The organism is Pseudomonas sp. A-1 (assembly GCF_004801855.1).
GTDB lineage: Bacteria > Pseudomonadota > Gammaproteobacteria > Pseudomonadales > Pseudomonadaceae > Geopseudomonas.
Genome location: NZ_SSTC01000074.1, coordinates 1 through 20,303, shown reverse-complemented (window position 1 = coordinate 20,303; position 20,303 = coordinate 1). Strand labels below are relative to the sequence as shown.

Annotated in this window: 21 protein-coding genes and 2 pseudogenes; 9 read left to right on the top strand and 14 right to left on the bottom strand. The window is 66.0% G+C overall.

Features of this window, described 5'->3' with window-relative positions:
- The 5 genes and pseudogenes from E5198_RS21595 to E5198_RS15810 form a co-directional block, all read left to right on the top strand.
- Positions 1-276, top strand: a pseudogene (locus E5198_RS21595) (hypothetical protein); the annotation flags it as partial.
- 8 nt (positions 277-284) lie between these two features.
- Positions 285-2,156: pseudogene (locus E5198_RS15825) on the top strand (secretin N-terminal domain-containing protein); the annotation flags it as partial.
- A 429-nt stretch (positions 2,157-2,585) separates the two neighbouring features.
- Positions 2,586-3,059: a type II secretion system protein gene (locus tag E5198_RS15820; protein ID WP_136490958.1), complete on the top strand. Its 474-nt coding sequence runs from the start codon at positions 2,586-2,588 to the stop codon at positions 3,057-3,059.
- A gap of 4 nt (positions 3,060-3,063) precedes the next feature.
- Entirely contained in the window at positions 3,064-3,438 is a 375-nt protein-coding gene (locus tag E5198_RS15815) for a type II secretion system protein (protein ID WP_136490957.1), read from the top strand.
- Positions 3,425-3,982, top strand: a complete 558-nt coding sequence (locus E5198_RS15810) for a type II secretion system protein (protein WP_136490956.1) — start codon at positions 3,425-3,427, stop codon at positions 3,980-3,982. The genes E5198_RS15815 and E5198_RS15810 overlap by 14 nt, the downstream gene beginning before the upstream one ends.
- Positions 3,983-3,991: 9 nt before the next feature.
- On the opposite strand, the gene E5198_RS15805 is transcribed toward E5198_RS15810, so the two are convergent.
- On the bottom strand, positions 3,992-5,827 hold the full coding sequence (locus E5198_RS15805) for a sulfatase-like hydrolase/transferase (protein ID WP_136490955.1): 1,836 nt from the start codon (positions 5,825-5,827) through the stop codon (positions 3,992-3,994).
- Positions 5,828-6,176: 349 nt separating this feature from the next.
- Between E5198_RS15805 and E5198_RS15800 the strand changes: the two genes are divergently transcribed.
- Entirely contained in the window at positions 6,177-6,863 is a 687-nt protein-coding gene (locus tag E5198_RS15800; RefSeq protein WP_136490954.1) for a phenylalanine--tRNA ligase beta subunit-related protein, read from the top strand.
- A gap of 4 nt (positions 6,864-6,867) precedes the next feature.
- On the opposite strand, the gene alkB is transcribed toward E5198_RS15800, so the two are convergent.
- The 3 genes from alkB to E5198_RS15785 all read right to left on the bottom strand — a co-directional run bounded on the left by alkB (position 6,868) and on the right by E5198_RS15785 (position 8,939).
- A complete protein-coding gene (gene alkB, locus E5198_RS15795) occupies positions 6,868-7,545 on the bottom strand; it encodes a DNA oxidative demethylase AlkB (protein ID WP_168772543.1) in 678 nt (225 codons plus the stop codon).
- Positions 7,546-7,671: 126 nt separating this feature from the next.
- On the bottom strand, positions 7,672-8,652 hold the full coding sequence (gene dmeF, locus E5198_RS15790; RefSeq protein WP_136490953.1) for a CDF family Co(II)/Ni(II) efflux transporter DmeF: 981 nt from the start codon (positions 8,650-8,652) through the stop codon (positions 7,672-7,674).
- Between the two features lie 8 nt (positions 8,653-8,660).
- The gene (locus E5198_RS15785; protein ID WP_136490952.1) at positions 8,661-8,939 is read right to left on the bottom strand and encodes a metal/formaldehyde-sensitive transcriptional repressor; all 279 of its coding nucleotides are present in this window, start codon (positions 8,937-8,939) and stop codon (positions 8,661-8,663) included.
- Positions 8,940-8,970: 31 nt separating this feature from the next.
- On the opposite strand from E5198_RS15785, the gene E5198_RS15780 reads away from it, so the two are divergent.
- Positions 8,971-9,357, top strand: coding sequence for an MFS transporter (locus tag E5198_RS15780; protein ID WP_256659167.1), 387 nt, complete (start codon positions 8,971-8,973; stop codon positions 9,355-9,357).
- 269 nt (positions 9,358-9,626) lie between these two features.
- Positions 9,627-10,880, top strand: coding sequence for a site-specific integrase (locus E5198_RS15775; RefSeq protein ID WP_136490951.1), 1,254 nt, complete (start codon positions 9,627-9,629; stop codon positions 10,878-10,880).
- Positions 10,881-11,373: 493 nt separating this feature from the next.
- Here E5198_RS15775 and E5198_RS15770 read toward each other — a convergent pair whose 3' ends face one another.
- From E5198_RS15770 to E5198_RS15725, 10 genes are all read right to left on the bottom strand, one after another.
- Positions 11,374-11,637, bottom strand: coding sequence for a hypothetical protein (locus E5198_RS15770; RefSeq protein ID WP_136490950.1), 264 nt, complete (start codon positions 11,635-11,637; stop codon positions 11,374-11,376).
- 32 nt (positions 11,638-11,669) lie between these two features.
- The gene (locus E5198_RS15765) at positions 11,670-11,891 is read right to left on the bottom strand and encodes a hypothetical protein (protein ID WP_136490949.1); all 222 of its coding nucleotides are present in this window, start codon (positions 11,889-11,891) and stop codon (positions 11,670-11,672) included.
- Entirely contained in the window at positions 11,879-12,322 is a 444-nt protein-coding gene (locus E5198_RS22060; RefSeq protein ID WP_256659166.1) for a hypothetical protein, read from the bottom strand. The genes E5198_RS15765 and E5198_RS22060 overlap by 13 nt, the downstream gene beginning before the upstream one ends.
- Positions 12,319-13,971 (bottom strand): YfjI family protein, encoded by a 1,653-nt coding sequence (locus E5198_RS15755; RefSeq protein WP_178084085.1) that lies wholly within the window; start codon positions 13,969-13,971, stop codon positions 12,319-12,321. Before E5198_RS15755 ends, E5198_RS22060 begins: the two co-directional genes overlap by 4 nt.
- Entirely contained in the window at positions 13,968-14,846 is an 879-nt protein-coding gene (locus E5198_RS15750) for a toprim domain-containing protein (RefSeq protein WP_136490948.1), read from the bottom strand. The genes E5198_RS15755 and E5198_RS15750 overlap by 4 nt, the downstream gene beginning before the upstream one ends.
- Positions 14,839-15,030: a hypothetical protein gene (locus tag E5198_RS15745; protein ID WP_136490947.1), complete on the bottom strand. Its 192-nt coding sequence runs from the start codon at positions 15,028-15,030 to the stop codon at positions 14,839-14,841. Before E5198_RS15745 ends, E5198_RS15750 begins: the two co-directional genes overlap by 8 nt.
- 152 nt (positions 15,031-15,182) lie before the next feature.
- Entirely contained in the window at positions 15,183-15,389 is a 207-nt protein-coding gene (locus E5198_RS15740) for an AlpA family transcriptional regulator (RefSeq protein WP_136490946.1), read from the bottom strand.
- Between the two features lie 535 nt (positions 15,390-15,924).
- Positions 15,925-18,474, bottom strand: a complete 2,550-nt coding sequence (locus tag E5198_RS15735) for an AAA family ATPase (RefSeq protein ID WP_136490945.1) — start codon at positions 18,472-18,474, stop codon at positions 15,925-15,927.
- On the bottom strand, positions 18,375-18,983 hold the full coding sequence (locus tag E5198_RS15730) for a relaxase domain-containing protein (RefSeq protein ID WP_136490944.1): 609 nt from the start codon (positions 18,981-18,983) through the stop codon (positions 18,375-18,377). Before E5198_RS15730 ends, E5198_RS15735 begins: the two co-directional genes overlap by 100 nt.
- On the bottom strand, positions 18,980-19,354 hold the full coding sequence (locus tag E5198_RS15725) for a hypothetical protein (protein WP_136490943.1): 375 nt from the start codon (positions 19,352-19,354) through the stop codon (positions 18,980-18,982). The genes E5198_RS15730 and E5198_RS15725 overlap by 4 nt, the downstream gene beginning before the upstream one ends.
- Positions 19,355-19,678: 324 nt before the next feature.
- On the opposite strand from E5198_RS15725, the gene E5198_RS15720 reads away from it, so the two are divergent.
- The gene (locus E5198_RS15720) at positions 19,679-20,221 is read left to right on the top strand and encodes a hypothetical protein (RefSeq protein ID WP_136490942.1); all 543 of its coding nucleotides are present in this window, start codon (positions 19,679-19,681) and stop codon (positions 20,219-20,221) included.
- Positions 20,222-20,303: the final 82 nt, after the last annotated feature.

Sequence of the window (20,303 nt, the reverse complement as noted above, 5' to 3'; positions counted from 1 at the left end):
CCGGCCCCGGTGCCGGCCTGGACGCCGCCGCCAGCGCCGCCGGTCGCGCCGCCGCCAGCGACGGCCCCGGCGCTGCCCTTCGAGTTCATCGGCAAGCTGGACGATGCCGAGCGCCTGCGGGTGTTCCTCACCCGCGGCGAGAAGATCTACACGGTGACCGTCGGCGACGTGATCGACGGCACCTATCGGGTGGAGCGGATCGGCGGCAGCGAGATGGTCCTGACCTATCTGCCGCTGAACCTTACCCAGACTTTGTCCGTGGGGGGCAAGTTATGACGACGACCATGGGGCATCCGGCGGGACGCTGGTGTGGGGTGGCTTTCTCGCTGGTGATGTTGGCCGGCTGCGCCGGCAACGCCGTGCGCGAGGGGGTCGAGCTGATCGACGAGGGGCAATACGAGGAGGGTCTGGCGACCCTCGAGGAGGCGGCCCGCGCCGCGCCGCGCGATACCCGCACGCAGATGGCGCTGACCACCCAGCGCGGCCGTGTGGTGACCACCCTGCTGACCCAGTCCGACCGCGCGCGGGCCGGTCGCGACTATGCCGCCGCGGCGGAGGGCTACCAGCGGGTGCTGACCATCGAGCCGGACAACAGCCGCGCCGCCGATGCGCTGCACCAGCTCGAGCAGATGGGCAGCCTGGCCGAGATGCAGCGCCAGGGCCAGCTCGCCATGCGCCGCGGCGATCTGGAGGGAGCGCAGCGCCAGGTGGAGGCCATCCAGGCGCTGGAACCCGGACACGAGGGCGCCAGCGAACTCAAGCGGCAGGTCGACGCCGTGCGGATGCGTACCGTGCAGCCCTACCCGCAGCTGCGCTCCAAGCTCGGCCAGCCGGTGTCGCTGGAGTTCCGCGACGCCAGCCTCAAGCTGATCTTCGAGGTGCTGGCCCAGACCGCCGGACTCAACTTCATCATCGACAAGGACGTGCGCCCCGATCTCAAGGCCACCATCTTCGTCCGCCAGGTGGCGGTGGAGGATGCGGTGAACATGCTGCTGCAGCAGAACCAGTTGCTCAGCAAGGTGGTCAACGACAACACCATCGTCATCTACCCGGACACCCCGCAGAAGCTGCGCGACTACCAGGACCTGGTGATGCGCACCTTCTACCTGACCAACACCGACGCCAAGACCGCGCAGGACATGGTCAAGACCATGCTCAAGACCCGCGACGTGTTCATCGACGAGCGCCTCAACACCCTGACCATGCGCGACAGCGCCGAGGCGGTGCGCCTGGCCGAGAAGCTGTTCCAGGCCCAGGACCAGTCCAACCCCGAGGTGGTGCTGGAGGTCCAGGTGATGGAGATCTCGCGCACCCGCATCCTCGATCTCGGCCTGCAGTGGCCCAATACCTTCGGCGTGGTGAACGTGATCAGCAACGCCGACGGCACCCAGACCATCAGCGCGGTCAACCTGCTCGACCAGCTGCGCGGGATCAACTCCGGGCGCATCTCCATCTCGCCGCCGCCGCAGCTGAAGATCAACGCCAACGACAACGACATCAACACCCTGGCCAGCCCGGTGATCCGGGTGACCAACCGCGAGAAGGCGAAGATCCACATCGGCCAGCGCGTGCCGGTGGTCAGCGCCACCTCGACGCCCTCCAACCAGGGCCCGGTGATCACCGAGAGCATCACCTACCTGGACGTCGGTCTGAAGCTGGAGGTGGAGCCGACCGTGCACCTCAACGACGAGGTGGCGATCAAGGTGGCGCTGGAGGTGAGCAACGCCACGCCGCTGGCGGAGACCCGTTCGGGAACCATCCCGGTGCAGGTCGATACCCGCAACGCCGAGACGATGCTGCGCCTGCGCGACGGCGAAACCCAGGTGCTGGCCGGGCTGATGCGCAACGACCACAGCAACAGCGGCGACAAGATCCCCGGCTTCGGCGACATTCCCGGCGTCGGCCGGCTGTTCGGCAGCAACAAGGACACCTTCGGCAAGTCCGAGCTGGTGCTGTCGATCACTCCGCGCATCGTCCGCAACCTGCCGTACATGAGCCCCCACGAGATGGAGTTTCCCTCCGGCACCGAGGGCAGCATGCGCGTGCGCCCGGCCAACCTGCGCCCGGTCACCGGCGACAGCCTGACCCTCGAGCTGCCGGCGGAGTCCGCTGCGCCGGCCGCACTGACGGCGCCGTCGGCCTCGACGCCGGCACCTGCCGCCAGCGGCCTCACGCTGTCCTGGGAAGGGCCGACCCAGCTGCGCGCCGGCGAGGAGGCGACCATTGTCCTGCATGTCGCCGGCAGCCAGCCGCTGCGCAGTTCGACCCTGCAGCTGGCCTACGATCCGGCCGCGCTGCAGGTCACCGAGGTGGTCGAGGGCGATTTCCTCAAGCAGGGCCAAGCGGGCACCTCGTTCGCTCCGCGCCTCGACCCGGACAGCGGGCGGGTGTACGTCGCCCTGTCGCGCAGCGGCAGCAGCGGGGCGACCGGCGAAGGCGGCCTGCTGCGCCTGCGCGTCCGCGCGCTGGCGCCCAGCGAGGCGGCGCCGATCCGCCTGCTGACCTTCTCGGCGGTGGGGCAGGGCAACCGCCTGGTCGCGGCGGCCCTGCCGCAGCCGATGACCCTGGCGGTCGGACCCTGAGCCATGAAACGCGCCCAGGCTGGCTTTTCGCTGGTCGAGGTGGTGGTGACCGTGGCCATCGTGGCCCTGCTCGCCGGAATTGCCGCCCCCCTGACCGAGACGGTGGTGCGCCGCGGCAAGGAGCAGGACCTCAAGCAGGCGCTCTATCAGCTGCGCGACGCCATCGACGCCTACAAGGTCGCCGCCGATGCCGGCTACATCGAGAAGAGCGCCGACAGCTCCGGCTATCCGGAATCGCTCGAGGTGCTGGTGGAGGGGGTGCGCGACCTGCGTAGCCCCAAGGGCGCCAAGGTCTACTTCCTGCGCCGCATCCCCCGCGACCCCTTCGCCGACCCCGAGCTGCCGGCAGCCGAAAGCTGGGGCCTGCGCAGCTACGACAGCCCGGCGGACGACCCGGAGGAGGGCGAGGACGTGTTCGACGTCTACTCGCTGGTCGACGGCGTCGGGCTCAACGGGATTCCCTACCGGGAGTGGTGACAGCATGAGAAGACAGGCCGGCTTCACCCTCATCGAGCTGATGGTGGTCATGGTGATCATCGCCACCCTGCTGACCATCGCCGTCCCGCGCTACTTCACCAGCCTGGAGAACTCCAGGGAGACGTCGCTGCGCCAGAGCCTGGCAGTGATGCGCGAGGCGCTCGACCACCACTACGGCGATACCGGGCGCTACCCCGATTCGCTGCAGGCGCTGGTGGAAAAGCGCTACCTGCGCCAGCTGCCGGTGGACCCCATCGTCGAGCGCAGCGACAGCTGGGTGACGCTGCCGCCGCCGGCCGGGGCCGAGGGCGCGGTGGGCGACGTCAAGAGCGGTGCGCCCGGCATGGCGCGGGACGGGACGGCCTATGCGGAGTGGTAGCGCGGCAGGCGGTCGCCAGGCTGGCTTCACCTACCTCGGCGTGCTGTTCCTGGTCATGCTGATGGGCGCGGCGCTGGCCGGCGCCGGCCAGTTGTGGTCGACCGTCAGCCAGCGGGCCCGGGAACGCGAGCTGCTGTGGGTCGGCACCCAGTACGCCCAGGCGCTGCGCAGCTACTACCGCGCCTCGGTCGGCGTCGCCCAGTATCCGCAGCGGCTCGAGGAGCTGCTGGAGGACAAGCGCGTGCCGAACGTGCGCCGCCATCTGCGCCGCCTGTATCCCGATCCCATCACCAACAGCCTCGACTGGGGGCTGGTGCGCTCCTTCGACGGGCGCATCACCGGGGTGTACAGCCGCTCCGAGCGCGCGCCGCTGAAGGTGGCCGGCTTTCCGCCGCAATGGACGGATTTCGCCGGCACCGCCAGCTATTCAGGCTGGCGCTTCGTGGCCGAAAGCGCCTTCCTCGAAACGCCGCAGTCCGGCGGGGGCGGCGAGGACGACGCACCGCCGGCCCCCGGTGCCCCGGCCGGCAGCGGCCGGCCGTAGACGCGCGGCTCAGTGGGCGAGGAAGCGGCGCAGGCTGCCCATTTCCACCTGGATCAGCGGCATCTTGGTCTGCAGCACCCTGGTGCTGTTGCTCACCTGGCGGTCGTCGGCGTGGCTGACGTCCATGCCGGCGAAGCTGCCGCTGGCGAACGGCAGCACCAGCTTGTACTGCTCGCCGAGGAAGGCCAGGCGGTCCCAGTCGCCGGCCAGCAGCAGGCGGTCGGCCTTGGGCTCGAACAGGCTGTGGCCGATGGCGTAGTCCTGGCCGGGGTTGCGCACGCCGAGCAGCGGCAGCAGGGTCGGCAGCAGGTCGACGTGGCTGGTGCGCAGGCTCTCCCGGTGCGGTTCGCGGCCGGGAACCCACAGCACCAGCGGCACGCGGATCTGCTCGTCGACGAAGGTGGAGTTGTGGCCCCAGCGGCCCTTCTCCATGAACTCCTCGCCATGGTCGCCGGTGATCACCACCAGGGTGTTGTCCAGCAGGCCGTTCTGCTCCAGGTGCGCGGTGACCCGCGCCAGCTGGCTGTCCAGGTGGTGCACGGCGTTCAGGTAGCGGTTGTGGATGCCCTTGATGTCGCGGGACAGATCCATGCTGGCGTAGCTGAAGTCCGGCAGATAGTCAGGCTCGATCACCGACTCGGGCGGGAAGTTGTAGTTGGCGTGCGGCGACTCGAAGAACAGGAAGGTCATGAACGGCTTGGCCGGATCGCGCCGGTCGACGAACTCCAGCAGGCGGTCGACGTTGCGGCGGTCGCGCTCCCAGGTATTGCCCTTGTCGTCCTCGACCATCTGCTCGCGCGGCACCTTGACGAACAGGGTCTTGTCGAACTCCGGATAGCTGAAGCGCGCACTGGTGAACAGCTTGATCTGGTAGTCCTGCTGCTGCAGCACGTCGATCAGCGGGCTGCCGACGCGGGCATCCAGCACCGGGAACCACAGGTTGGCCGGCAGGCCGTAGAACTGGCTGAACATGCCGATGCGCGTGCCGTTGCCGCCGGAGAAGTGGCTGACGAAATGCTGGGCGCGCTGGGCGAAGGCGTGGGTCTGCGGCATCACCCGCTCGTTCAGGGTGTCGGCGCGCCACGACTCGGCGACCAGCCAGACGATGTTCAGCGGCTTGGCCGGAGCCTCGATGCGCAGCGGTGCCTGCGGGTAGCGCAGCTGGCCCTTGAGCTCGGCGCTGGCCACTTCCATGCGCTGCGGGCGCTCCAGGCCGAACTGCTTCTCCAGCACGCGGCGCATGGTCAGCGGCTGGTAGAAGGGCACGCGCTGGGCGCTCTCCAGCAGCGGGCTATAGCCGTAGAAGTGGCCGACCCCGTAGCTCACGCGCTCGCCGAGGGTGGCGACCAGGAACAGCGGCAGCACCCAGGCCAGCCGCGGCGCCGGCAGGCGCAGGCGGGCCAGGCCGTGGGCCAGCAGGCGCAGCAGGCCCTGGCCGGCGAAGATGCCGACAGCCAGCAACGCCACCTCGCGCTCGGTGGACGCCGAGGAGCCCAGTGCCTCGATGCCGCCCGGGGTGGTGACGATGTTCCAGACGAAGCCGTTGAGGTGGAAGCCGTACAGCTGCCAGAGCAGGTGGTCGCCGTACAGCGCCAGTTGCACCACGCCGGCCAGCAGCACGGAGAGCGCCGCGCCGGTCCGGGGGGCGAAGCGGCCCACCAGGCGACTGATGGCCCAGGCCGGGGCGACGAACAGCAGCGCATAGCTGCCGATCAGCACCAGTTGGTAGACCAGCAGCCAGGAAGACGGGGCGAGATCGAAGAAGCGCCCGAGGTTGACGGCCACGGCCAGCCAGGTGAGCAGCCAGTAGAAGGCGCCGGGGCGGCGCGGTACAGCAAGCGGCATGGTTGATCCTTGCGTTGTCGGGTTGTTGTTGGGTAGGACCGGGTGGACAGGGTTTCCCGGTCAGGATGACCGGAGACGGTAGCGCGGGAGACTTAAGTCAGACTTAATCGAAACGGGAGCGATCCTTTGCAGTGCGTTGTGGTCGCCATTGTGACACTTGCTTCGTTTTGTCGCACTGCGCGGCGGCAGATGCAGCCAGAGCCTCGGCAATGACCTTGATCTGCAAGGAAAACGCCGTCTGGCACGGATAGTGCTTGGATATGCGCCATATGCTGCCGCTCGACACGGCCTGCCCGGGGCAGGACCACAACGCATCGTCACGGCGCCAGTCCCCATCGGAGCTCCCACCATGCTGATGCCAGTTTTCCGTCTCGATACTCCCGCCGAACTCGGCCTCAAGGCCATCGCCTTCACCCTCCACGGGCTGAACAACCGGCTGGCGACGGCCCGCCTGCAGCATCGTCTGGTCGAGCTGCGCGCCGCCTTCGACGCCGAGCGCTGCCGGGGCGTGCAGCAGGGCTTCGGCGTCCTGCGCCGGCAGATCGGGCGGCTGCCCGCGGCCCTGCCGCCGTCGCCGCAGGCCCTGCTCGATCTGTACCAGGCCCGCGGCCGCCTGCCCAACGTCTCGCCGCTGGTCGATCTGGCCAACCAGTGGTCGTTGAACAGCGGTCTGTCGATCTCGACCCATGATCTGGCGCACCTGCGCCTGCCGGTGACCCTGGCCCTGACCCGCGGCGGCGAGCGCTTCCAGGTGCGCGACAGTCTGCCGCCGGTGGCGCTGCCGGCTGGCGAGTACGCCTGCTTCGACGGTCGCGGCCAGGTGCTGAGCCGCCTGGAGGCGCTGCAGTCGGCCGCCACCGCGGTGCGCAGCGAGACCCGCTCGGTGCTGGTGATCGTCCAGGGACACGCGCAGACCGAGAGCGACTACCTGTACGGCGTGGCCCAGGGGCTCAAGGCCGATCTGCAGGAGTATTGCGGCGCCAGCCTGGTCCGCCCGGTGACGGCGCCGCTCGAGCGCTACGCCATCGCCCGCTAGGTGTTCAGCCGGCCTTGCGCAGGGTGAAGTTGATCCGCCGGGCGCCGAGCAGCGGGTGCACTGCCGCCTTGACCGGCAGGATGCCGTGAAAGCGCAGGCGGTCCTCGCCACCCCACACCAGCACATCGCCGTGGACCAGCGGCACCCGCCGTGCCGGCTCGCGGCGCGTGTATCCGCCGAACAGGAACACCGCCGGGATGCCCAGCGAAACCGAGACGATGGGGTGCGCCAGGCTGCGCTCGGCGCGGTCCTGGTGCAGGCCCATGCGCGTGCCGGGCAGGTAGCGGTTGACCAGGCAGGCGTCCGGCGCGAAGTCGGCGAAGCCCGCGGCCGCCGCCGCTTCCCGGGCCAGATGCAGGAATGCCGGGGGCAGCGCCGGCCAGGGGCGGCCGCTCAGCGGATCGAGCGGCTCGTAGCGATAGCCGCGGCGGTCGCTGGTCCAGCCCAGGGTTCCGCAGTTGGTCAGCGCCACCGACATCGTCTGCCCTCCGGGGGTGAGCATCTGCCGGAACGGCGCCGCCTGCTCGACTTCCGCCAGCGCCGGTAGCAGCGCCTCGACGAAGGGCAGGGCGAAGCCGCGCAGCAGCCAGGCCTGTGCGCCCAGCCGCTCCGTGGCAGGCAGCGGTTCGGCGAGGCTGGCGAACAGGTCGGGGGTGATCGGTGGCGGGGTCTGCTGCGGCATGGCGAAGCGCCGGTTGGCGTGGGGGTTCCCGACTTTACCCCGTCGCTCAGTACAGCGAAATGCCCGCAGAGCGCACTCGCCCGGCAAGCCTGCGGGCGATCCCTTCTGGTGACCGTCGCAGCGTTTTCATGCGCTCGCTCCAGCGGACAGCTCGGGGCAGTGATGGATCTCGATGGTCGAGTGGACGATTTCCTCGTGCACCGACAGGCGCTCGCGCACGTCATCCGGCGTCAGCGTCGCATCCTGGGTCACCACCGTCATGGCGCAGGAGTAGACCTGCTTGCCCACCCGCCAGACGTGCAGGTCGGCGATCCGGGTTGCCCCGGCGTCGCTCGCGGTTTCCACGACTTCGCGGATCTCGTCGACCACCGGGTGATCCATCTCGCGGTCGAGCAGCACCTTGCCGGTGTCGACGATCAGCCCCCGGGCCCACACCGCGACCAGCACGGCACCGACGATCCCCATGAGCGGGTCCAGCCAGGCCCAGCCATATAGCCAGCCGCCGAACAGGGCCACGATGGCCAGCACCGAGGTGGCCGCATCGGTGATGACGTGCAGGTAGGCCGACTTCAGGTTGAGGTCGTGATGATGGTCGTGGTGATCGTGGCCGTGCTCATGTCCATGCCCATGGGAATGACCATGGTCGTGATGGTGCGCCTTGCCGAGGATCAGCGCGCACACCAGATTGACCAGCAGGCCGAGGATGGCGATGGCGATCGCCTCCAGGTACTGGATGGGCTGCGGCGAGAGGATGCGCTCCACCGAACCCACCACCATCATCACGGCCACGCCGAGCAGGAAGATGGCGCTGGAGAAGCCGCCGAGGATCTCGATCTTCCAGGTGCCGAACGCGAAGCGCGGATCCCTGGCGTAGCGCCGGGCCGTGGCATAGGCCAGCGCGGAAAGGCCGATCGCCACGGCATGCGAACTCATGTGCCAGCCATCCGCCAGCAGGGCCATCGAGTTGAACCACCAGCCCGCGGCAATCTCGACCACCATGGTCGCAGCCGTGATCCACATCACCACCCGGGTGCTGCGTTCGGCGGCGGAGTTACCGGTATCGAAGACGTGGTCGTGCATCCATCGGGACAGTTTGTCGGCGTGCATGGCAGCTCTCACTTCAGGTAGGTGCGCAGGACGGCGATCAACTCATCGGCACCTTGACGGCGCTCGGCGTCGCTGGTGATCGCCGGGTCGGCGATGTGCGCGCGCACGTGCTCCTCGAGCACCTCCACCATCAGGCCGTTGATGGCGCCGCGCACGGCAGCGATCTGGTGCAGGATGTCGGCGCAGCCCTTCTCGGCCTCGAGCGCGCGCTCCAGGCCCTCGACCTGACCCCGGATGCGTCGCACCCGTCCCAGTAGCTTCGACTTCTGATGGATGATGTGGCCCATGCTCGCTCGCCCGGATATGGTATAGGGGGGTATGGTATCAGAGGCGGAAGAAAGGCGTCAGCGCAGCCTGCTGGCCCTTGGGCTGGTCGTGCTGATGGCGGCCGACCTGGTGCTCGCGGCGAGCGACCACTGGAGCGTCTTCTTCGCCGGTGTGGCGCTGTGGGGTGTGCACATGGGCATCACGCAGGGACTGCTGGCGACTATGGTGGCCGATACCGCGCCGGCCGACCTGCGCGGCACGGCCTGCGGCTTCTTCAGCCTGGTCAGCGGCATCGCCATGCTGTTCGCCAGCGTCGTCGCCGGTCTGCTGTGGGACAGGCTGGGGGCGGCGGCCACGTTCCAGGCGGGGGCCGGTTTCTGCGTGATTGCCCTGATCGGCCTGGCTTGGCGCGCGGTGGCGCGGCCGCCCCGAGGTTGATCGGGGGGAAACGAAAAAGCCCCTGATTCTCCAGGAGAATCAGGGGCTTTCGAATATGGCGGTGAGGGAGTCCGCCAATCGGCTGTCTATCCAGCGCCACTGAAAAATACTCAAACCCTTGCAAGACCTAGATTCTACGGGGCTTGCAGCGTATTATCGTCCACCAAGCGCCACCGACACACAACCAAGAGCCACTGTCATAGGTATGGGTCAGAGTATGGGTCGGAGGGGTATGGGTCAGGGTATGGGTCAAGCACCGGAGGGCAACAGTGGGCAAGCTGACTGCAAAGACGATTGAGAGTCTGGCGAAGGCCAAGACACCCGGATTGACCAATGACGGCGAAGGGCTGTACTTCCAAGTGAGCAAGACGGGCGGCACGAGCTGGATTTTCCGTTACAAGATCGCCGGCAAGTCGCGCGACATGGGTCTCGGGCCGTACCCGGAAACAGGTCTCGCTGATGCGCGGGAGAAGGCTGTCGAGGCGCGCAGGAAAACCAAGGCCGGCATAGACCCGCTGGCAGAGCGGGAAGCCGAGCGGGAGCGCCAGCAGCTAGAGGAGGAAATCGAGCGCCAGCGTATGCAGGCAGAGCTGAAAGCACTGGAGCGCGCCAAGTCTCGCGCCGTGACCTTCAAGACCCTGGCCGCCGACTACATCGCCGCGCATCGCGCCGGCTGGAAGAATGCCAAGCACGCGCAGCAGTGGGAGAACACCGTCGCCACCTATGCCGAGCCGATCATCGGCGACCTGCAGGCGGATCAAATCACCACCGCGCACGTTCTGGAGATTCTGCAGCCGATCTGGGGAGAGAAGACCGAGACCGCCAGTCGCGTTCGCAACCGAATCGAGCTGATCCTCGATGCAGCCAAGGCACGCGGCCTGCGCGACGGCGAGAATCCAGCGCGCTGGCGCGGGCACCTGGACAAGCTGCTGCCCAAGCGGTCGAAGGTACAGGCACGAGAACACCATGCGGCCTTGCCGTGGTCGGAGCTGCCGGCATTCATGGTCGAGCTGGCCGCCCATGATGACCTGACTTATCAGGCCATGCGGCTGACCATCCTAACCGCCTGCCGCACCTCGGAGGTGCTGGGGGCAACGTGGGATGAAATCGACCTGCAGTCGCGTACCTGGACGATACCCGCCGCCCGGATGAAGGCCGACAAGGAACACCGTGTGCCGTTGTCTGATGCCGCTCTAGCCGTGCTGGCCAGCCTGCCGCGTATCGAGGGCAGTCCGTACCTGTTCCCTGGTGCGCGCAAGGGTCGCCCACTGTCGAATATGGCCATGCTGATGGGGCTGCGCCGGATGGGACGCGGAGAGCTGACCATGCACGGCTTCCGCTCTACGTTCCGCGACTGGGCAGCAGAGAGCACGCATTACCCTCGGGAGGTCTGCGAGATGGCCCTGGCGCATACCGTCGCCACCGGAGCCGAAGCCGCATACTGGCGCGGCGACATATTCGACAAGCGCCGCGCCCTCATGGTCGACTGGGCAGCCTATGCCACCACAGTGTCACGTGCCTGAGGTGGTAGCCATATGCGGTAGTTCCGCTCGTACGGATCTGTGCGGGGGCGGGTAACTACCATTTCTACCGCTGCCCGATCTGCCCTCAGCTGAGGGCTGGTGCCATAAGCATGAATCTCTGTGGCACCTATATACGCGCCTTTTTGGCTGTGGTCTTAGCTGGAAGCTACGTGGCCCTAGGCTGTGGTACACGTGGCACGACTGGCACGTACACAGCGGTGATATGCGCTCAGTCTGCCGTTTCCGGGCGTGACGGATCTATCCAGTACAGGCCCTGCATCAAGCCACAGGCATTCGTCGTTTCGGTTAATGCGTGAGTTTCTGCAGTGAAGGACTGCAACCCGTATGATTCGCAACGCATGGCGGGGTGGGTAAGTACCTTGCTGGGCGGGGTGCCGGCGTGTGCGCATGGTGGGCAGGCGGTGCCGTAACGGTGAAGGGGCGTGACCATGCTGGCCACCAGGGCGAACCCCAGCAGCCGGCAGCGGGTGGGTTACTTGCCGACGATCCGCAGCATGGGCGGCAGCTTCGGCCCGAACACTTCACTCGACGCGAACGAATCGGGCAGCGCGCCAGCGGGGGTGCTTTGAATGAACTCCGCCACGGCCAGGGAACACACCTCAAACATCGGGCCTCGCGGGCGATCGCTGGCGCTGGTCTCCAGATCGTAGGTGAACACCAGCCCGGGCAGGCTATCCACGCCTTCTGCGCGGGCCTGCACCTGCTCCACCGTGTTGACGCTCAGCAGGTCGCACACGCCATCCACAAGCATGGACCAGCAGCGCCGACTCAGTGACGCGGTTGTCGCGTGCCTACTGCTCTAATTTTTTGACAGCCAGTCGGGGGGAACGGCAGGTGGTGGCGCAGCTGGTTGGCCTTGCGGCGCAGGGTGTGGTGCTCGGCACACAGCGCACGCAGGACGTGCCGGGCAATGGTCAGGCGGTCGCCTAGAGTGGCGCCGGGCTTCAGGCCGATGCGGGCCAGTGTGCCTATGTTGTTCAGGTAGGGCATGGGGGCAGCTCCAGAGGGGTGGCGTTGTAGGTGTCGCGCAGATCCGCTCCGGTCGGGCAGTGGCGGCTTGTCGGGGCGTGGCAGGCCTGGCAGGTCATGACGTGGGCAAGGTAGTGATCCCGCGCTGCTCGCCATTCAGGCGTGGCTGTGGCGGCGGTGCGGATAATGCGCTGCGGCTCGCTGGCGGCCTCTGCGGCGTGTTCGGCAGTGGGCGCTGGGATTGGTCTGGGTATTGCTACTGTTGGCGCTGCGGCGGTCTGCGGATCGTTGGCGGCGGAAAGGGTGGCGATCAACTCGACCTTGCGGGCTGCAAGCTCCATCAGCAGGTCATCAGGCGGCTGGCGATCAGCCGTCCAGGTCAGGCGACCATCTACCAGCGCTAGCTGTACGCCCTCAGATCGGGCCGCCGTCAGCAGTTCGGCAGCGGTCACAGCTCACCCCCGAACCTCGACGGCGTGGCGACAGTGGCGACAGTGGCGACAGACCACGCCATTGCTGAGGCATCGGTTGGTGACAGGTTGGCGACAGGTGGCGACAGGGAGGGTGCTTGCTGCGGCTTGTCGCCATGTGTCGCCAGTGTGTCGCCACGGTTGGCCCCTTGCGGTGCGGGCGTTGTCGCCACTGTCGCCGTTGTCGCCAGCGGGTTGATCCTGAATTGCTTGCCGTCGCTGGTCAGCAGGTGGTGATGTTCCACCAGCACTGCCAGCAGCTGGTCACGCTGCGCGGCGCTCTTGCGCGCAAAGCGCGGCCCCTCCCGTTGTAGGGTGCGGGCCTCGAAGCGCTTCCAGCCGTTGGCGCAAAGCCAGTCGAACAGCTGCTGCGCGCTGGCCAGACGTGGGTCCGCCTTGACCGGGTTGGTCAGTCGCAGGGCTTCGGCCAGATACCAGCGCACCAGGGTGGCAGCGCGCTCGATGATAGGCCGGGTGATGGCGCCGGCTTCCTCGATGACGGCCAGCACGCCAGCGATACGTAGCACGGTTTCCCCGGCTTTGGCAGCGGTCGGTTTGATCTCCTGCAGGTCTCCGCCTTTGCCCAGTTCGGCTTCGATGGCGTCATGGGTGGCAATCCATGCGGCCAGCGCGTCGCTCTCCAGGGGCAGTGCTGGTGGCGCCAGCTCGCCGCTGTCGTCCAGCGGAGGGGCAAGCGCCAGAAGGCGCGTCATGCGCTGCCAGTAGCGCTCCAAGCGGGCATCCCGAGCTGGGTCTGTGTCGCGATAAAGGCGGGTGCCTGCCAGTGACTGTGGCCAGGCCACCAGAAAGCGCGCCAGGAAGCCTTGCCCTTGCATGATCGGGTTGGTCAGCACCGCCTGCGCGACGATGGGCTGAATCATCAGGTGGGCACTCAGACGGCAGCCGCTGCGCGATGCGCTCTCACCCTCGGCGGCGCGGGTGCGTGTGATCGGGGCGCCGTCCCACAGCTTGGACAGGCCGGCCACGCTCCTGAGCATGTTTTCAGGCCTGCTGGCGTGTCCGCCGAAAAACAGCCCGCCTTCGTCGCTGAACAGCCCCTGCGAGGGCTGGCCGTGCAACAGGGACTTTTGCAGACCCTCGAGGGTCGGTTCTTCAGCCAGGATGTACGGCAACAGCGGTGGCGATGGCTCCTCCAGGTAGGACAGTTCGCGGGCCACGGCCTCGGGGCTGCCCTTGGCCTTTTCCAGCACCTGCGCGCGGCAGCGCTGGTAGGCGTCACGCTTGTCGCGGTACTCCTTCGCCTCCGCCTTGTAGGCTTCCAGAAGCTGACGCTGGCGGTCATGGTGGGCACGCAGCGCCAGCCGGTCCGCGGCGGTCTTGCGGTCGCCAGACTCGGCAACAGTCAGGGCAAACAGGGCCAGCGGGATCAGCTGGCCAGCCCGCTGCGCATTGGCGTGTGGCTGTGCGGCCATCGCCGCTGCTGCCAGGACGGACTGCGCGGCCAGCGCGTCGGGCACCTGTACGGCCTCGATGATGGCCGCGGCAGCGCCTCCCAGCAGGTCACCTAGGGCGGCCAGCGGGTAGGGTGCGGCGGTCTCCATATCCGGCAGCAGCGGCAGCGGCTCGGGGCAGGCCGGCAGGGCCTCGGGGATCAGCTCGGCTACGGTCATTGGTTCGCCTCCCGCCATTGGCGCAGGTCATTGAAGTCGGACAGTTCCAGCGGCTCGGTACCGTTCCAGGGCGGGAAGATCAGCCCACAGCCCAGCAAGCTGGCGGCGCGGGTGGCCTTGGTGCGTCCGGGGTTGCCCTCGGTCTGGCGGTCATCGTCGCCGGCTAAGATCAGCGGGTTTTCCGGGTAGGCCAGGCGCAGGCGGTCGCCCACGGGCAGCAGGTTGCCGGCATTCATGGCGCAGGCCACGGCGGCATCCTTGGCTTCGTGGATCGTCGCCCCGGTCGCCCAGCCCTCGCAGATGTAGATGGGCTGGCCAGGCTCCAGACGGCTAATGGGCGAATAGCAGCCCGTCACGCGGCCGCCGGGCAGAAAGCGCTTCTTGATGCCGTCCGGGGGGATGCGTTGCAGGTTCACCAGCTGGCACCCCAGGTACAGCGGCACCAGCAGCACGTCCCCCAGCTGGCGCAGGTTGTGCGGCTGGCAGCCTTTGCGGCGTAGGTACGGGTGGCCGGGGTCGGCAGGATCAGCGACCGCCCACAGCCCGGTGGCCTCGATGGCGGCGACTTGCTGGCGCTGGCGCTGCTCGGCTTCGCGCTGGCGCTTGGCCTGCTCGATGCGTTGGGCGATCAGCTGGGCTTCCAGGTGGTCGGCAGGGCGGCGGCTGCTCCAGGTGCTCGATGCGCCCGCCTTCCAGCTGCCGAACGCACCAGACGCGATGCCGTCCAGGTGCAGGACGTACCAGCCGTTGCGCGATCCGGCACGGTCGCCGGGGACGTGGAAGCGGTGGATCTGGCCGTCCGGGATCGGCAGCCAATCCAGCGGGCCGAAGGCGACTTCCAGCTCACGGCGGAACAGCAGGACGTGATCAGTCATAGCGGGCCTCCAGTAGTTCAGCGTTTTTCAGGGCTAGACTCTCGGCAGTGGTTTGCCATGCAGGCAGTACCGCAATGTGCTCGCCGTCCATGAGTCCCAAGCGGCGGATGGCGATCAGGCTGGTGACTTTCTCCGGACAAGCCGGGGCCGTCGCCGCTTGGTGGCAGCATTGAGAATCATTCATGGGTTATGCCTCTGCAGTGTCTGGAGCGGATGACCTGGTTAGGCGTGTAAGGGCGCGGCTGCGGGCAATTCTGCTGAGGGCTGCATCGGTAGCGACGTCATGCTGGCCGTGTGTGCGGCTGGTCAGCTTTTCTGTGCGGGTGGCTGTTTTCATTATCGAGTCGGCTCGTCCAGTCGCTCGGCAATCCACGCCTCGATCTCCCGGGAATCCCAGCCAACCGCACGAGCGCCAATTTTACGTGCCAGAGGAAATTTCCCCTGCCGCATGAGCGCATAGATCCACGCGCGGCAATAGCCGGTGGCTGCTAGCACCTCCGCTCGGCGCATGATGCGTCGGTTTGTCCCGTTCACAATGCTCATAGCTAATACCTGCGTTAGTTGATGGTTTCGAATGGAACTGGCTGGTATTTGATCGGAGCTGCAGGTTTTAATCGCCAGTAGATTTCCCCAAAAAATAGGCATTGAAAATCCATGCCAGATGCTGTAATGGCTCCGCTCTGGCGGACTGTGAACAGTGAAAAAAGCCTTGAGCACTACTCGGCACCCGCTGCGGATCATGCGAAGGTATCGCGGCACTGCGTAAGCCAGACGCAATTGCGGAAGGGGTAGATGCTGCCGTCGGGCGAATGCCCCAGCGACTGTGGGATGCGCAGGAATAGGCCGTTGATGCCCAGTCGCATGTCAACGGGGTCGAGCACCAGTCATATCTCCGAGAGCGTCAGCATGTGCCCGGTCCCCGCAGTGCCCAGCCAAACCGGCGCGATTGATGCGCGTAGCTCAGTTGCCAGTCGCTGGGATGCTGCAAGCGTAGAGCTCCGCTCGGCGCAGATGTCAGCTCCTGTACGCCCAGTAGCAGATCTGTTGGGGCTGGTTGGTTTCCGGCAGAGTGTCTGGATCAGGGCATCGGAGCCCAATATGGGGCGATCTCATCAGCTGGTGTTTCGTGCAGCTCAGTTGTACCTATGGGCTGAAGGCTTGTTTCGGTTGGGATGTTTGTCACCGCTGAATTTGTCGCGAGTGTTGCAGTAAGTTTGCAGCTCTGCAGGATCGTGCACTGCCGGACGGTTTGTGGCGATAGCTTGCCATGCCGGTGGGAGTAGGAAGTGCCCCTCTGTTCAGAGGGGCCACTTGGCAATGCTGTCAGCATCAGTGCCAGTTTCTGCCAGCCCTGTTTCAGCCACAGGCGTACTAGGCTTTGCCAGCAGTGCTCATGATCACTCACTTCGGTAATCCGGTAACCATCATGCTGTCCCTGACGAAGCCTGTCGGACGACGGTCCGATTAGCCGTAACTGTAGAGTGGGCTGTAAATGAGTGGTTGTTGCGCTCCTACCTGGATAGGAGAAGGCATTCCCTCCACGGTTGAGCACCGTCAAGGTATCTGGCTGGTCGGAGAAGAGCATCGCTTCGTGGGGCGCAGGGGAGTGAGCCTTTGCGGAGGGGATGGCATCCAGAGCGCAGGCCTTGCTCCTGAAGCTAGCCGTGTTGCGGGCAAAGGTGAGGTAGTCGTCGGCGTCCAGGTAGAACCGACTGGGCTGTCTGGCGCGAGTGAAGGCGACGTAGGCGGCACGACGAGTGCTCATCGCGCTGCCGAGATAGAGTGCATGGTCGACAGTCAGTCCCTGGCTCTTGTGGACAGTCATTGCATAGCCATGTTGGAAGGCGGCGTATTCGCTCAGCGGAACGGTGATCTCCTGTGAGCCGCGATCCAGGCGCAGGCGCAGCGTGACTTCCGGAGCCATGTCGGCAGTCGTGCCTGGGCGTTCATCGATGCCCATCAGCACGGCGCGGTCGCCGTTGTAGAGCCGCTGTCCGCCCAGCTCGGCGTTCTTGCGCAGCAGCAAGCGATCACCGGGAGCTATGCGCAGCTGGGCGCTACCCTGCTTGGGCAGTTCGACACGAACAATGCGCTCCTTAGTGGCTTCGATCTCGCCAGCGGCCAGCCGGGCTTCCCGTACCCGCTCGTTGAGCTGGCGCACGTCTTGGTTGCGGTCGGCCAGCAGCAGAACCTGCTGCCAGTCGGAGCCACCAGCGGTGAGCTGCAGGGCGTCGGCAAGCAGTCGCTCGCTGGTGGGATGGTCACCACTGATCCTGAGCAGGTCGCGGTTCTGCATCATCTGTAGAGCCTGTCCTGGCTCTCCCTCGTACCAGGTTTGTGAGATGGCCCGGTCGGCCGGATCCGCCTGGCGAGCGATCTCGATGATTTCCGCGCGACCGATCTGCTGTCCCAGCATGGCGAAGGTCGATGCCGAGCCGACCGCTTCCAGCTGGCGCTCATCGCCGACCAGGACCAGCTTGGCGCCAGCCTGTGACGCGTGGCTGGCCAGCCGATGCAATGTGCGCGTATCGATCATGCCGGCTTCGTCGACGATCAGCACGTCGCCGGCCTGGAGCTGAAAGCGCTTGTCGCCCTTGCCCAGCTCCAACTTCATTAGCAGCGCATGTATCGTCGAGCTGGCAATACCCGAGCTCTTCTCCAGCTCAGCCGCGGCAGCGCCGCTGGGGGCGAGGCCAATGACCCGGCGGCCATCGGTTTCATAGGCGATTTTCAGGGCAGCCAGCGAGGCCGACTTGCCGACACCCGCTGCGCCCTGGACCAGCGCCAGGCGGTTGCCCTGGGCGGCATGGTGGACGGCATGGGCCTGTTCATCGCGCAATTCGAATCCTCGCTGTGACTGAAATGAAGCCAGCGCAGCTGTCACCGAGCTCGACTGCAGGGCAAATTGAGGAGCGAAACGGCTGGCGCTGGCGAAGTGCAGTAGGTCGCGCTCCATCTCGATCATGTCCAGTGTCGTGTAAAGCTGCCGTCCGTTGCTGATGGGGAGCGGGATGATGCGCATCTGACGGATCAGCTCGCTGCGCAGGATTTCCAGCCCGTCCAGGCCGCCATGGTCGATGGCCAGCTGTGCTGCTAGGCGATCCAGAGCGAGGCGATCGAATACCGATCCCCCCTTGAACAGCAGTGTTTCCAGCAAGAGGAGGCTGGGCGGCTGCCGCTCGGCAGGTGCAAGATGGATGTCGGTGAGCGCCTCGGACCATTGCTGGCGCAGAAGAGTGGTATCAACCGCTTGTTTGCGGTTCCGGGTGCGCTTGGCTGCTGCCCGTTTCGCCGCTGCACCGCTTTCCGCCATTTCCTGTACGCAGCTCAGGATCTGTGCCCGGCGGCTGGAGAACTGGCGGATCTGCTCCTCGCCAATGCCTGCAACCATCAGCCCGAACAGTTCCAGGTCGTTGTACAGACTGACTGCCAGCTCCGGAACATCGCGGCGCAGCGCGTGAGCCAGGGCGGCGTCGAAAAGCAGGGCAATTTCGCGTTGCCGGTCGAACAGCTCACTAGCATCCAGACTCAGCCACCCACCATCGGGGGCCTGCACCATGTTGGGTATTTCCAGGTGGACGTGCAGATGCGGATCGAGATCTCGCGAAGTGAAATGCAGGTACTGCATCGCCAGTAGGCCGGCCTCTTCCGCAATGGCACCGCCAGCCCCCGGCGGGTACGGATCAGCCCGCGCTGCTCGAGGTTTTCAAAGGTCCGCCGTGAGGCTTCCAGCACGGCCGATTCGATTTTTTGCTGCACGGGCCGGCTGGCCGCCGCATAGGCCAGGGAAATCGATTTGTCGCAGTTCAGCGATGTCGAGTAGCCCGCTACACAGCGCTCGGAGGACTGCAACTCGGCAAGGCGCCGCGGCGAGAGCAAAGGCAAGCCTGTGCGTGGGTGTATGCCGGAGAAGATCTGCGCATAGTCACCAGTCTGTGGTTCGTCATGCAGACCCAGACTTGCGGCGGCGGAGCCGATGAAGCCGGCCAAAGGAATATCGCTGTTCACCTGATGGAAGTAGTCCTCGCGCCCGCTGTTAGGAGCGGGGCCAGCCTGCTGCAACTCGCCTCGCTCGTGATAGTCCGCCCGCGACTGCACGGCATCGGCATAGAGTTTGTCGACACTAAAAACGCTCACTCGCGGTCTCCTTCTGCCCCGACAAGCAGCTCCTGCATTGCGCTGGCCACGCCCAGCCGGGCGGCTTCTCGCACGATGTGTTCGTTGACCGTCGTCAGCGCTTCGAGGTGATCACGAACGGCTGCGGCGATAGCCAAGCGCAGGTCGCTGTCGATCAGGTTCTTGCCTCTGACGGTCCTGTGCAGTCGGCCTGAATGTCCCTCGATTGCTGCCGCCAGATCGGCCTCGTCAATCGTGAGCAGGGCCTCCAAAAGCCGGGACTTGGGCACCTGCAAACGTGCCGAGAGACGGCGCAGGCGGGCCTCCGTGGCCGGATCGGTGAGTGTTTGCGTCAGTGACGTTCCCATGCCGACTTCCTCCAGGCCGCTCACGTGAGGGCCTCGTTAACCATTTGTTATCTCGATTCCTGCTGCGGGCCGCTCCGCGCCTGGCCTGCGGTCGTTCCCGACATCTCGGAGAGTGCAGCCGTGTTAGCAAGGTATTCCTCTCTTGATGCTGGTTATAGATACAGTCTTTAATTTTGTGATGTAGGTATCATGTTTAAATTGACGATCCTTAGTTTGCAAGTATTATGGGGCGTAACGGCGCGGCGATCCCATGTTTACAAGCATTTCCAGGGGTGCGGTCGACCGTCATACTGACTTGCAACCAGTTGAAGCAGCGCGGAACAGGCGCTGCGTGATAGGAGCAAGTCAATGTCTGGTGATGATGTAGAGCGCGGCGGGGGAGAGATAACCACTGAGGCAGAGCAGGCAGCTCGCCTGCAGCAGGATGCCGACGAAATGACTCGAGCTCTGCGCGAGGCTCTGGAGCGGCGCAAGCAGCGAGCGGCTGCGGGCTTACAGGATGTGCGCAGAACCAAGGGGTGGGCGGTGAGGGCTTTGTTGCCGAGGATCGAGATACTCCGCGAGGCGACCCGGCTGGCAACCCCCATCCGCGAGCAGCAGGTCATGTTGAGCGAGGTCGGGATCATCGTCTCGTACAACTCGTTACGACGATTTCTGATGGACTATCTGCCCGATGAATACATGAAGTACTTGGCCAACGTGCGAACGACTCGGCAGCGGCCGTCAGCAGGGCAGAAGAGTGATCTGGTTGAGGTTGAGGTCGAGCAACAGAAAGTGGAGGCCGTGCGAAAGCCTGTCATATCCGAAAGGCATGCGCCGGTAATCGATGACCCTGCAGCTCTACGTCGTGTGCGTGACGAAGATGTGGATCTGGAGGACTACGACATGTAGAGAGGGGGCGGTTGCAGGAACTGAGTGCAACACGGTTATTGGAGTGAAGCAGGTGCCTCATGATGCTTGGCCATCAGCTCGG

Excerpts from the sequence above, each read along its gene's own strand:
- E5198_RS15810 (WP_136490956.1), top strand. The coding sequence starts at position 3,425 with ATGCGGAGTGGTAGCGCGGCAGGCGGTCGCCAGGCTGGCTTCACCTAC.
- E5198_RS15735 (WP_136490945.1), bottom strand. The coding sequence starts at position 18,474 with ATGCAGTACCTGCATTTCACTTCGCGAGATCTCGATCCGCATCTGCAC.
- E5198_RS15720 (WP_136490942.1), top strand. The coding sequence starts at position 19,679 with ATGTCTGGTGATGATGTAGAGCGCGGCGGGGGAGAGATAACCACTGAG.
- E5198_RS15800 (WP_136490954.1), top strand. The coding sequence starts at position 6,177 with ATGCTGATGCCAGTTTTCCGTCTCGATACTCCCGCCGAACTCGGCCTC.
- E5198_RS15785 (WP_136490952.1), bottom strand. The coding sequence starts at position 8,939 with ATGGGCCACATCATCCATCAGAAGTCGAAGCTACTGGGACGGGTGCGA.
- dmeF (WP_136490953.1), bottom strand. The coding sequence starts at position 8,652 with ATGCACGCCGACAAACTGTCCCGATGGATGCACGACCACGTCTTCGAT.
- E5198_RS15745 (WP_136490947.1), bottom strand. The coding sequence starts at position 15,030 with ATGAATGATTCTCAATGCTGCCACCAAGCGGCGACGGCCCCGGCTTGT.
- E5198_RS15740 (WP_136490946.1), bottom strand. The coding sequence starts at position 15,389 with ATGAGCATTGTGAACGGGACAAACCGACGCATCATGCGCCGAGCGGAG.
- E5198_RS15750 (WP_136490948.1), bottom strand. The coding sequence starts at position 14,846 with ATGACTGATCACGTCCTGCTGTTCCGCCGTGAGCTGGAAGTCGCCTTC.
- E5198_RS15765 (WP_136490949.1), bottom strand. The coding sequence starts at position 11,891 with ATGCCCTACCTGAACAACATAGGCACACTGGCCCGCATCGGCCTGAAG.
- E5198_RS15820 (WP_136490958.1), top strand. The coding sequence starts at position 2,586 with ATGAAACGCGCCCAGGCTGGCTTTTCGCTGGTCGAGGTGGTGGTGACC.
- E5198_RS15755 (WP_178084085.1), bottom strand. The coding sequence starts at position 13,971 with ATGACCGTAGCCGAGCTGATCCCCGAGGCCCTGCCGGCCTGCCCCGAG.
- E5198_RS15815 (WP_136490957.1), top strand. The coding sequence starts at position 3,064 with ATGAGAAGACAGGCCGGCTTCACCCTCATCGAGCTGATGGTGGTCATG.
- alkB (WP_168772543.1), bottom strand. The coding sequence starts at position 7,545 with ATGCCGCAGCAGACCCCGCCACCGATCACCCCCGACCTGTTCGCCAGC.
- E5198_RS15780 (WP_256659167.1), top strand. The coding sequence starts at position 8,971 with ATGGTATCAGAGGCGGAAGAAAGGCGTCAGCGCAGCCTGCTGGCCCTT.
- E5198_RS15805 (WP_136490955.1), bottom strand. The coding sequence starts at position 5,827 with ATGCCGCTTGCTGTACCGCGCCGCCCCGGCGCCTTCTACTGGCTGCTC.